The following is an 11011-nucleotide window of genomic DNA, read 5'->3' on the forward strand; positions in this document are numbered from 1 at the left end:
GTGGTCACGGGGGCGACCGGCGGCGGGGGAGCGGCGGCGGGTTTGTGAGCATCGCAGTAGAAGCGGACGAACCCGTCGTGGTGCTTGGGGTGGCGGTGCTTGACCGCCCACAGCTCGGTGCGCTCGTAGAGCGGACCATCGGTGCCGCAGGCGACGCAGCGGGTGGCTTCGCCCGGCACGACATCGGCGACCAGGACGGGGGCGTCGAAGCGGATGGCATCGCGCCAGTCCTGCGACGAGACGATCTTCATGTGGGGGACCCTTCTTCGGCGGTTCGGGCCGCCTATGCCTCCACGGTACGCTCCTCCCCACCCCGGCGGACGCCGATCATGCGCGTAAGGGGTGGACACAGCCGCGTTGCCCCCCGTTAGGTTGGAAGGAATTCCCCGCGCCGCCTCGGCAGCGCCCGTCGAAGGAGAAGCATGGAACTCGCCGCATTGGGAGCCGTCGGAGTCATCGTGGCCATCGTCGTGGTGGTGGCGGTGGTCGTCATGGCCGTTCTCGCCCTGGTCATCCGCGGCTGGTATCGCGTCGCGAAGGCCGACGAGGCCCTGGTCATCGTCGGTAAGCGGCAGAAGAGCTCGGACGGCAACTCCTCCCGCATCACGGTCATCACGGGCGGCGGAGCGATCGTCAACCCGCTGACGCAACGCGGCGAGATGATCTCGCTTCGAGCCCGCCAGATCAAGATGGAGCCGACCGCGCAGTCGTCCACCGGCGTCACGGTCAACGTCAGTGGCGTCGCCCTGGTCAAGATCGGCTCGGACCCCGAATCGGTGCGTCGGGCGGCGGAGCGCTTCGCTTCTCAAGACAAGGCGATCGAGCAGTTCACCACGGAGCAGCTCGAGGGTGCGCTGCGCGGAGTGGTCGCGACGCTGACGGTCGAAGAACTCATGCGCGACCGCCAGCGCCTGTCGGACCAGATCGCCGAGGGCATCAAGCAAGACCTCTCTTCGCAGGGCCTGATCCTCGACTCTTTCCAGATTCAGGGCATCACCGACCTGAACGGCTACATCTCGGCCCTTGGTGCGACCGAGGTCGAGCGCGTCAAGCGCGAGGCCGAGGTCGCCCGCATCAACGCCGTGCGAGAGATCCGCGCGCGCCAGATCGCCACCGACGAGGCCAACCTCATCGAGCAGACCGCGCTCGACAAGAACAGCGCCGCCGCCAAGGCCGAGGTCGGTCGCGCCAACGCCGAGGCCGAGCAGGCCGAGGCGCTGACACGAGCCGAGCGCCGGCAGGCCGTCCTGCAGCAGGAGGCGCAGAACACGCAGGCCCGCCTGGAGTCCGAGGTCTCCCGCGTCGCAGATGCCGACCTGTACCAGCGTCAGAAAGACGCCGACGCCGAGTCGTACTCGCAGATCAAGGCGGCGCAGGCGCGCGCGGCGATCGCCGAGCAGGAAGCGGCTGCGGTGCGCGTGCGTGCCGAGGCCGACGCGCAGGCTGTACGCCTGGCCGGTGAGGCTCGCGCCGAAGCCATTCGCGCTGAGGCGGAGGCCCTGTCGCACAACCAGGAGGCCCTGCTGGCGCAGCGCGCTCTCGAGGCATTGGTGCCGATGATGGCCGAATTCGCCAAGGGCTACGACCGGGTCGGCAACATCACCGTTCTCGGCGGCGAGGGAGCCAGCGGACACCTGGCGACCGAATCGGCCACGGGCCTGCGGTCGTCGTTCGAGGCCGTGCGTGCGGCGACCGGTATCGACCTGACGCAGATCATCCAGGGCCGGGTGGTGGCCGACGCGTTCGCTGAATCGACGCGCCGTCCCGCGGCGTCCCCGGAGAAGACGTATCCCGCACCCACCGTGCCGCCGGCAGAGCCGACCGCACCCCAGCCGGGGGCCTGAGGGCCGCGCACCGTGCCCGAAGCTCCTGAGGTCGAGGCGCTCGCGTCGTTCCTGCGCGAGCGCCTCCTCCGACGCACCGTGACCGGTGTCGAACTCGTCGAGGGCAGGGCGCTGAAGACACGCGGGCGGCCGCTCGACGAGCTGATCGGTCGCGACGTCACCGGCGTGACCCGACACGGCAAGCACATCGACGTCGACTTCGAGGGCGTGCATCTCGGCCTCGGCTTCGGGCGGGCGGGCTGGGCGACGTGGGACGAGGGGGCGGTCGTGGAGCGGCCGGACGACGCGCCGGTCGCGGCGGTCATCGCTCGCCTGATGTTCGACGACGCCGTCCTGGGGGTCACAGACGCCGGGGACTGGCTGTCGGTGCAGCTCCACGTGGTGGATGCCGCGGACGACGTTCCCTCGGTCGCCAAGCTCGGTCCGGATGCCGCGGATCCCGCCTATTCTCGAACGATGCTGGCCGAGGCGCTCGGCGGTCGGCGCAAGCAGCTGAAGGCGCTGCTGCAGGAGCAGGAGACGCTCGCCGGGATCGGCAATGCGTACTCCGACGAGATCCTCTTCGCCGCACGGCTGTCGCCGCTGGCGCACGCGGCTGTACTGACGGACGACGAGATCACGCGGCTGTGGAGCGCGTTGCACGACACGATGACCGCCGCCGTGATCGCCCGCCGGGGCGTGCCGATCGCCGAGCAGAAGGCGGCGAAGGTCGCGGCGATGCGGGTGCACGGGCGTACCGGTGAGCCGTGTCCGGACTGCGGGGGCGTCGTCGAGGACATCCCCGGCACGAAGGGCGGAGGGCAGTGGTGTCCGTCCTGCCAGGGCGCCGACTGATCTCTACGCACGAGGGGCTCCGGACCGCGGTCCGGAGCCCCTCGTCTGTCGCCTGATCAGGCCGTCTGGCCCGAGTGCTTACCCTCGGCGACCTCTTCGACGAGCTTTGCGTTGAATGCGGGCAGGTCATCGGGGTTGCGGCTCGACACGAGCCCCTGGTCGACATGCACCTCTTCGTCGACCCACGTCGCACCGGCGTTACGCAGGTCGGTCTGCAGCGTCGGGTAGCTCGTGAGAGTGCGGCCCTCGAGCACGTCGGCCTCCGTCAGGATCCACCCTCCGTGGCAGATGACCGCGACGGGCTTGTGCTGATCGAAGAAGTCGCGGGTGAACGACACGGCATCCTTGACGATGCGGATGTCATCGGCGTTCTGCACGCCTCCGGGGAGGACCAGGGCATCGAAGTCGCCGGCCGACGCGCCCGACACCGCGAGGTCGACCTTCTGCTCGTGGCCCTTCTCGCCGCTGATGCTGCCCTCGTTCGGCGAGACCAGCACGGCTTCGGCGCCGGCGGAGGTCACAGCCTCCCACGGGCTGGTGAGCTCGCTGTCTTCGAATCCGTCGGTGGCCAGGAAGGCGATGCGCTTGCCGCTGAGATCGGTCATGGTTCGACTCTCTCTTTCTCGATCGGGGGTCGTTGCCACGCTAGGAATGGACGTCGCCGGCGAGGCGGGGGTTGCGGATGCCGGGCGAGGAGGGTATTCCTTTCGCGCTCCGGGAGCGTCCCGAGACGTGAGACCGCCGAAGCGGGCCGGACGCGTGCGGCGCGGTGGCGTGCGAGGTGCAGACCGTCGGCGCTGCGTCGTCGCATGCGGACCGGCGACTACCGAGGCGCGCACGGTCTCTGCGCCGTCGCGCGCGGGTCCAGATGCGCCGACGGCGCACGCGGCCCCGTCGCGCACGCACGGGCGTAGCATGGAGCGCATGTCCGGTGACACGATGTCTGACGCGAAGCCCGCTGAGAAGCCGCTGATCACGCTGTTGAACGCTCCCGCCGAGGAGGCGGACGACGCCGCGCGGCCCGCATCGCAGTGCTGCGGCGGCGGTTCCTGCTCGCTCTGAGCCTGTCGCTCGCGGCATCCTGATCCGGATCTGCCCGCCCCGAGTCTGCTCCCGAACCGGGATCCCACCGTTGCGGGTGCGATTCGCCGTTCGGGGCCGCCACACGCGTGTCACGCCGCATGGACTGCGACGACAGTGCACGCCACTCGATGGGCCGCGAAGTCGCGTCCGCGATCAGCCGGTCTGAGGCGCTGCGTCTGGCCCGGGATGAAGCCGCGTCGCCCCGGTCAGAACGACCCCGGCGCCGCCCGCGTCCGTGCGCCCGAGGTGCTGCTCCCGCGCCGCGCCCGTCAGTGCGCCAGCGGTGCTGCCCCCTCGAGCTGGTCGGCGGGCTTGCGGATGAGGAACGCGCCGACGATGAGCGGCAGCGAGATGATCGCCGCGATCAGGAACGCCATGCGTGTGCCGGCGGCATCCGCTTCTAGTCCCGTGCCCGTCGAGGCCGACACCGACGACATGATCGTGACGAGCAGTGCGATGCCCGCAGCTCCTGCGACCTGCTGCACGGTGCCGACGATGGCCGAACCGTACGAGTAGAAGCGGGGCTCGAGCGAGCCGAGGGACGCCGTGAACAGCGGCGTGAACGACAGGGCGAGACCGAGCATCATGACCGTCTGCACGACGATGAGCAGCGGGAACGACGTGTCGGTTCCGAGGGTCGTGTAGAACCACAGGGTCGCGCTGACGATGATCGCGCCGGGGACCAGCAGGATCTGCGTGCCGAACCGGTCGTAGATACGGCCGATCACGGGGCCGGCGAGACCCATCGCGAGCGAACCCGGCAGCACGGCGAGTCCGGTCTCGAGCGGCGTCTTCTCGAGAACCGTCTGCAGGTACAGCGGCAACAGCGTGATCGCGCCGAAGAAGGCCAGCGACATCACGCCCAACTGGGCCACCGACAGGGTGAAGTTGCGGGAGCGGAAGACACGCAGGTCGAGCAGTGCCGAGTCGGTGCGCTGCAGACGCACCTGTCGCCAGACGAACGAGGCGAGGCCGATGACACCGATGGCCAGCGACACGACCAGGGTGATGACCGACGCATCGGCGGCTCCGGCGTCACCGCCGTGTCCGCCGCCGATCTGGCTGAGGCCGAACACGAGACCACCGAAACCGAACGCCGAGAGGATGACGCTGGTCACGTCGATGGGGGCGTTGCGGGTCTCGCCGAGGTTGTGGATCCACCGCGCGCCGACGAAGAGCGCCACGAGCGCGATGGGCAGCACGATGCCGAAGATCCAGTGCCAGCCCAGTGACTGGAGGACGAGTCCCGACATAGTGGGGCCGATGGCGGGCGCGAGCGCCATGACGATGCTGACGCGACCCATCATGCGGCCGCGCTGGGCGGGCGGCACGATCGTCATGATCGTCGTCATCAGCAGCGGCATCATGATCGCGGTTCCGGACGCCTGGATGACGCGGGCCACGACGAGCACTTCGAACCCCGGGGCGAGGAAGGCGACCAGGGTGCCCGCCGAGAACAGCGACATCGCGGTGACGAACACCTGGCGCGTGGTGAAGCGCTGGAGGAGGAACCCGGTGATCGGGATGACGACCGCCATCGTCAGCATGAAAGCGGTGGTCAGCCACTGGGCGGCGACGGCGGTGATACCGAGGTCGCGGATCAGGAACGGGATCGCGACGTTCATCGTCGTCTCGTTCAGGATCGCGACGAAAGCGGCGGTGAGCAGCAGCCAGATGACGCGGCTCTGCTCGGCCGTGACGCCCGACGAAGTCTGGGGTGCAGCGGAGGATACGGTGCCGGTGGCGGCCATGACGAGGTCCTATTCGTACGGGGGGCTTCGTGGCGCCACGGGGGTGACTGCGATGAGCGACAACGGAGCCGGACGTCGAGATATTCCGACGTCGAGAGAAAAACCTGGGGGAGGGATGCCGCAGAGGGCGAGGCCCGAGTCTAGCGGGCACCTCCGACACCGGTCGGGCGGAGCCGGTGTCGGAGGTCGGACGTAGGCTGGCCCGCATGAACCCGGGTGGTGTGGGCGGAAGCATGTTCCGCGGCGTCGACGCCGACATGCAGCGCCGTCGGAACGCCCAGGCGCCGCGCGTCGCCGACCTGGGCCGCCGCGTCGTCGAGCTGTTCCGGCCCTACCGCTGGCGGATCGCGTTCACCGCCGTCCTCGTCGTGGTGGGCGCCGCCGTGGCCGTCATCCCGCCGCTGCTTGTACAACGCATCTTCGACGACGCGCTGTTCCCGGTCGACGGCTCGCGCCCCGACCTCGGGTTGCTGGCACAGCTCGTCAGCGTGATGATCGTGCTCTTCCTGCTCTCGGCGGGGCTCAACGTCGGGCAGACCTGGCTCACGGCCACGGTGGGCAACCGTGTCACGGGCGATCTGCGCACGCGTCTGTTCGACCACCTCCAGTCGATGGAGCTCGGCTTCTTCACGCGCACGAAGACGGGTGTCATCCAATCGCGTCTGCAGAACGACGTCGGCGGTGTCTCGGGCGTTCTCACGAACACCGTGACCAGCATCCTGGGCAATGCCGTGACCGTGATCGCATCGCTGGTCGCGATGATCCTGATCGACTGGCGGCTGACCTTGATCGCCGTCGCCCTCATGCCGTTCCTCATCTTCGTGCAGCGGCGGGTCGGCCAGGTGCGGGCGCGCATCGCGGGCGAGACGCAAGAGAGCCTGTCGGAGCTCTCGGCCATCACGCAAGAGACGTTGAGCGTGTCGGGAATCCTGCTGTCGAAGTCGTTCAACCGCCAGCGGACCGAATCGGCGCGTTTCGACGCCGAGAACGACAACCAGGTGCACCTGCAGGTGCGTCGGGCGATGAGCGGTCAGGGCTTCTTCGCCGTCGTCCAGGTGATCATGTCGAGCGTGCCGGCGATCATCTACCTCGTCTCCGGTTACCTCATCGGCGGGGGTGCCGGGGCGATCACGGCGGGAACGATCGTCGCATTCACCACGGTGCAGGCGCGACTGCTCATGCCGCTCCTGGGGCTGATGCGCGTCGCGCTCGACGTGCAGACCTCGTCGGCGCTGTTCGCCCGCATCTTCGAGTACCTCGACCTGAAGCCGGCGATCGTCGATGTGCCCGATGCGCCCCCCGTGTCGGCGGCACCCGGACCGCTGGGCCGCATCGAGTTCCGTGACGTGGAGTTCCGCTATCCCGACGCTCCGGCGCACACGCGTCCCACGCTCGACGCGGTGTCGTTCACCGTCGAGCCCGGGCAGCACGTCGCGTTCGTGGGTCCGTCGGGCGCGGGCAAGACGACCATCCTCTACCTGACGCCGCGCATGTACGAGGCGTCCGGCGGCTCGGTGATGTTCTCGGGCGCCGACGTGCGCACGCTCGACCGCGCCTCGATCGTCGACGAGATCGGCATCGTCTCTCAAGAGACGTATCTCTTCCACGCCACCGTGCGTGAGAACCTGCGCTATGCGCGACCGGATGCGACCGACGACGAGATCGTGGCCGCCTGCCGCGCCGCGAACATCCACCACGTGATCGCGTCGTTCGAGGCCGGCTACGACACCGTGGTCGGTGAGCGCGGCTACCGCCTGTCGGGCGGCGAGAAGCAGCGCATCGCCATCGCGCGCGTACTGCTGAAAGACCCGCCGGTGCTCCTACTCGACGAGGCGACGAGCGCCCTCGACACCGTGTCGGAACGCATCGTGCAGGAAGCTCTCGAGACCGCGTCGCACGGACGCACGACGCTGTCGATCGCGCACCGGCTGTCGACGGTAATCGGTGCCGACCGCATCCACGTCGTCGACGCCGGACGCATCGTCGAGTCGGGCACGCACAGCGAGCTGCTCGCCGCGGGCGGTCTCTATGCGAGCCTCGCCGCCGAGCAACTCGCCGCCTCTTTCGTGCTCGCGGAAGAGCAGCACGACGCAGCGGGTCTCGCGCACGCCGCGTTACCCGCCCGCCGTGCCGACGAGCCGCCCGCGTAGCCCCCCTCCCCCCCCCCCGGGGGTGGTCGCTCGCGGCCTTGGCCTCGCGCTTTCGCGCGCCGGTCCGCTCGTGCGTGAGACTGCATTCGGCTGACGAGACGGTTGCAGCGTGCAACCGAGATGTCGGCGGAACGCAGTCTCGCGGGGGAGGGCGGCGCCACGGTGCCGGCGCTGAACGGCGACACGGTGCCGGCGCTGCGCGGCGCCACCGCGGGTCTGCAGCAGGGCCGGCTCAGGCCGCCAGCGTCTCGACGAACGCCTCCAGCGCCACCCGGTACGCCGGGTCGGCGTGCGTCTCGGCGATGCGCAGCAACGGAGGAAGATCGAGCGTCCGGATGAGCGCCGCGCGTTCCCGCACCGCCGCGTCGGCCCCGGCTGCCCTGAGCAGCGAAATGCCCTCACCGAGCGCCTCGAGATAGTCGCGCAGCACGTCGAGCTCGCCGAGGCGCTGGGTGATCGAGCCGCCGTCACGGCGCTGCCGCCACTCGACGACCACATCGGGCACCACGTCGAACGTCTCGGCGAGCGTGTACATGCGCTGCGCGAGCACCTGATCCTCGTAGTAGCGCCCCTCGGGGAAACGCAGGTCGTGCGTGCGCCAGAAGGCCGTGCGACTGACCTTCGACCACGCGACGATGTTCCCGGATGCCGCGGGATGGGCCGCGAGGGTCGTCCCTTCCCGCGTCGGGTCGGTGGCCGCAGCGACCCATGGCTGCACGTCGCCGGCCGTGTAGCCGTGGCCCTCGGCATCCGGTCGTAGACGAACGTATGCGCCCACGACAAAGTCGCTGCCCGTGTGTTCGAGGGTGTCGGTGAGGCGCGTCAGCGCGTCGGGCCGCATCCGGTCATCGGCGTCGAGGAAGGCCGTATACGGGGTGTCGACGAGGGCGAGTCCGGTGTTGCGCGCGGCGCCGAGGCCGCGCTGCCGGTCGTGTCGGACGAAACGGAACCGCGGGTCGGTGGTCGCGGCGTCGGCGAAGATGCGGGTCGTGTCGTCGGTGGAGGCGTCGTCGACCAGGACGGCGGTCCAGTGGTCGTGGGTCTGCGCGCGCAGGGAGTCGAGCGCCTCCGCGGCGTACGCGGCGACGTCGAAGCCGGGAACGATGACGGTGACGGCGCGGGAGCTCACCCGCGCGATCCTATGGCCGAAACGGCGTCGGCGACCGCATCGGCCACCGCATCCAAGGATGCCGTGAGCGCGTGCGGCAGGGTGAAGCGCACGGCGGTCCGTGCGTCGTCGTGTGCGATACCGAGCGCCGTGAGCACGTGCGAGGCCTCGTCGCTGCCGGCGGCGCACGCGGATCCGCTCGAGGACACGATCCCGCGGCGCTCGAGCTCGAGCAGCACCGTCTCGCCGTTGGTGCCCGGGAAGACGAAGCTGGCCGTACCCGGCAACCGCCGGGTGGGGTGTCCGGTCAGCCGGGCGCCGGAAACGAGGGCGAGTACCCGGGCGATGAACGCGTCGCGGAGCGCTGGCAGCCTCGCGACCTCGTCGAGACGCTCCGCCTCGGCGAGTTCGAGCGCGCGGGCGATGGCCACCGCTCCGGCGACGTCGGGAGTACCCGAGCGGCGCCCGCGCTCCTGTCCGCCACCGTGCAGGAGAGGCTCGAACGGCAGCCGGCCGCGAACGGCCAGGATGCCGGTGCCCTTGGGGGCCGCGATCTTGTGGCCGGCCACGGTCACGGCATCCGCTCCGAGCCCGGCGAGGGGTAGCCACCCGGCGGCCTGGACGGCGTCGAGGTGCAGCGGCACGCCGCGGGAGTGGGCTGTGGCCGCGAGGGCGGCGGCATCCTGGATCGTGCCGACCTCGTTGTTGGCGTATCCGATGCTGACCAACGCCGTATCGTCGCGCAGCGCTGCGGCCAGCACCTCGGGCGTGAGGGTCCCCGTCGCGTCGACCGGCGCGTGGGTGACCTCGACGCCGTGCAAGCGCGCGAGGTAATCGGCCGAGGCGAGCACTGATTCGTGCTCGATCGCGGTCGTGACGAGGTGGCGGCGCCCGGACCCCAGGACGAGGCCCTTGATCGCGGCGTTGTTCGACTCGGTGCCGCCGGAGGTGAACATGACGTCGCCGGCGCGCATGCCCAGCACGGCGGCGACGCGGCGGCGGGCATCGTCGAGCGCGGATGCCGCGGCCCCGCCCACCTCGTGGTGGCTGGAGGGGTTGCCGAAGAACCGCGTGAGGTAGGGAGCCATCGCCTCGAGCACCTCGGGGCGCACGGGGGTGGTCGCGGCGTTGTCGAGGTAGAGCGTCACGCCGTCTCGATGCGGATGTCCAGACCCAGATCCAGAGACGGAGCCGAGTGGGTGAGGGCGCCGACCGAGATGACGTCGACCCCGGTCTCGGCGATCGCGCGGACGGTTTCGAGGGTCACCCCGCCCGAGGCTTCGATCTGGGCGGCCCCCGCGATGCGGGCGACCCCCACCCGCAGGTCGTCGAGCGAGAAGTTGTCGAGCATGATCGTGCCGACGCCTGCGGCCAGCACCGCGTCGATCTGGTCGAGACGATCCACCTCCACCTCGACGTGCGTGGTGTGCGGGAGCCGGGCGATCGCGCTCTCGAGAGCCTGTGTCACCGACATCCCGTTCGCCGTCAGCACGGCGAGGTGGTTGTCCTTCGCCATCACGGCGTCCGACAGCGAGAAGCGATGGTTGTGGCCGCCGCCGTCGCGTACCGCCTGACGCTCGATCGCACGCAGGCCCGGAGTGGTCTTGCGGGTGTCGACGATGCGGGCGCCCGTGTGCGCGACCTCGGCCACGTACCGGCTGGTCAGCGTCGCGATCCCCGACATGCGCTGCACGAAGTTGAGACCGATCCGCTCGGCGGTCAGCACCGCGCGAGCGGGACCGGTGACCACCGCGAGCGTGTCACCCGACGCGAAGTGCTGTCCGTCGGCGACCCGCTGCTCGACCACGACGGACGAGTCGGTGAGCATGAAGGCTGCAGCGAACACGGCCGCGCCGGAGAAGACCCCGTCGACGCGCGCGACGAGTGCCGCCCGCGCGGTCGCATCGGCGGGGATGAGCGTGTCGCTGGTGAGGTCGCCCCAGGGTGCGTCTTCTTCGAGGGCGGCCGAGACGACGCGATCGATGGCGGTGCGGGTCAGCAAGCGAGGACCTCCTGGGTGAGGGGAGCGGATGCCGCGTCGTCGCGCGCGGCGGCAGCGGAGGAGCGGGCGGGCCGGGGCGCCGCGACGATCGCGCCGGTCGCACGCATGGCGCGGACCGCCTCGCTCGTCGTCGTGTCATCCGCGGCGGAAAGGACCGGAATGCCGGCATCCGGGGCATCCGACCGGTAGTGCGCCCCGACCGATCCGGTGCGCGCCCGGGCCGCGGCGACGGCGTCGGG

At 70.3% G+C, this 11011-nt stretch carries 10 protein-coding genes and 1 pseudogene; 4 read left to right on the plus strand and 7 right to left on the minus strand.

Going from position 1 to position 11011, the window contains the following annotated elements:
• Positions 1 to 251, minus strand: a pseudogene (locus tag RWP81_RS09430) (glucose-6-phosphate dehydrogenase); the annotation flags it as partial.
• Between the two features lie 171 nt (positions 252 to 422).
• Between RWP81_RS09430 and RWP81_RS09435 the strand changes: the two are divergent.
• Both RWP81_RS09435 and RWP81_RS09440 read left to right on the plus strand, forming a co-directional pair.
• A complete protein-coding gene (locus tag RWP81_RS09435; protein WP_314455308.1) occupies positions 423 to 1844 on the plus strand; it encodes a flotillin family protein in 1422 nt (473 codons plus the stop codon).
• 12 nt (positions 1845 to 1856) lie between these two features.
• Complete coding sequence (locus tag RWP81_RS09440; RefSeq protein WP_314455310.1) at positions 1857 to 2678, plus strand: DNA-formamidopyrimidine glycosylase family protein; 822 nt, start codon at positions 1857 to 1859, stop codon at positions 2676 to 2678.
• A 56-nt stretch (positions 2679 to 2734) separates the two neighbouring features.
• Here RWP81_RS09440 and RWP81_RS09445 read toward each other — a convergent pair whose 3' ends face one another.
• Complete coding sequence (locus tag RWP81_RS09445; protein WP_243223231.1) at positions 2735 to 3283, minus strand: type 1 glutamine amidotransferase domain-containing protein; 549 nt, start codon at positions 3281 to 3283, stop codon at positions 2735 to 2737.
• Between the two features lie 319 nt (positions 3284 to 3602).
• Here RWP81_RS09445 and RWP81_RS09450 point away from each other — a divergent pair, with 319 nt between their 5' ends.
• Complete coding sequence (locus RWP81_RS09450) at positions 3603 to 3740, plus strand: hypothetical protein (protein WP_156459144.1); 138 nt, start codon at positions 3603 to 3605, stop codon at positions 3738 to 3740.
• A gap of 290 nt (positions 3741 to 4030) precedes the next feature.
• Here the strand turns inward: RWP81_RS09450 and RWP81_RS09455 are convergent, their stop codons facing one another.
• Positions 4031 to 5512: an MDR family MFS transporter gene (locus RWP81_RS09455; protein ID WP_314455313.1), complete on the minus strand. Its 1482-nt coding sequence runs from the start codon at positions 5510 to 5512 to the stop codon at positions 4031 to 4033.
• A gap of 206 nt (positions 5513 to 5718) precedes the next feature.
• Between RWP81_RS09455 and RWP81_RS09460 the strand changes: the two genes are divergently transcribed.
• The gene (locus tag RWP81_RS09460) at positions 5719 to 7662 is read left to right on the plus strand and encodes an ABC transporter ATP-binding protein (protein ID WP_314455315.1); all 1944 of its coding nucleotides are present in this window, start codon (positions 5719 to 5721) and stop codon (positions 7660 to 7662) included.
• 232 nt (positions 7663 to 7894) lie between these two features.
• Here RWP81_RS09460 and RWP81_RS09465 read toward each other — a convergent pair whose 3' ends face one another.
• From RWP81_RS09465 to RWP81_RS09480, 4 genes are all read right to left on the minus strand, one after another.
• The gene (locus RWP81_RS09465) at positions 7895 to 8791 is read right to left on the minus strand and encodes a glycosyltransferase family 2 protein (RefSeq protein WP_314455317.1); all 897 of its coding nucleotides are present in this window, start codon (positions 8789 to 8791) and stop codon (positions 7895 to 7897) included.
• Positions 8788 to 9918: a cysteine desulfurase family protein gene (locus RWP81_RS09470; protein ID WP_314455320.1), complete on the minus strand. Its 1131-nt coding sequence runs from the start codon at positions 9916 to 9918 to the stop codon at positions 8788 to 8790. Before RWP81_RS09470 ends, RWP81_RS09465 begins: the two co-directional genes overlap by 4 nt.
• Positions 9915 to 10772, minus strand: a complete 858-nt coding sequence (nadC, locus tag RWP81_RS09475) for a carboxylating nicotinate-nucleotide diphosphorylase (RefSeq protein ID WP_314455322.1) — start codon at positions 10770 to 10772, stop codon at positions 9915 to 9917. The genes RWP81_RS09470 and nadC overlap by 4 nt, the downstream gene beginning before the upstream one ends.
• The coding region (locus RWP81_RS09480; protein ID WP_314455325.1) for a hypothetical protein at positions 10766 to 11011 on the minus strand (246 nt) is incomplete at its 5' end. The genes RWP81_RS09480 and nadC, both read right to left, overlap by 7 nt.

The organism is uncultured Microbacterium sp., from assembly GCF_963521695.1.
GTDB lineage: Bacteria > Actinomycetota > Actinomycetes > Actinomycetales > Microbacteriaceae > Microbacterium.

What these genes read in the sequence shown, in the direction of transcription:
- RWP81_RS09450 (WP_156459144.1), top strand. Translation starts at nt 3,603, where the DNA reads ATGTCCGGTGACACGATGTCTGACGCGAAGCCCGCTGAGAAGCCGCTG.
- RWP81_RS09435 (WP_314455308.1), top strand. Translation starts at nt 423, where the DNA reads ATGGAACTCGCCGCATTGGGAGCCGTCGGAGTCATCGTGGCCATCGTC.
- RWP81_RS09445 (WP_243223231.1), bottom strand. Translation starts at nt 3,283, where the DNA reads ATGACCGATCTCAGCGGCAAGCGCATCGCCTTCCTGGCCACCGACGGA.
- RWP81_RS09460 (WP_314455315.1), top strand. Translation starts at nt 5,719, where the DNA reads ATGAACCCGGGTGGTGTGGGCGGAAGCATGTTCCGCGGCGTCGACGCC.
- RWP81_RS09455 (WP_314455313.1), bottom strand. Translation starts at nt 5,512, where the DNA reads ATGGCCGCCACCGGCACCGTATCCTCCGCTGCACCCCAGACTTCGTCG.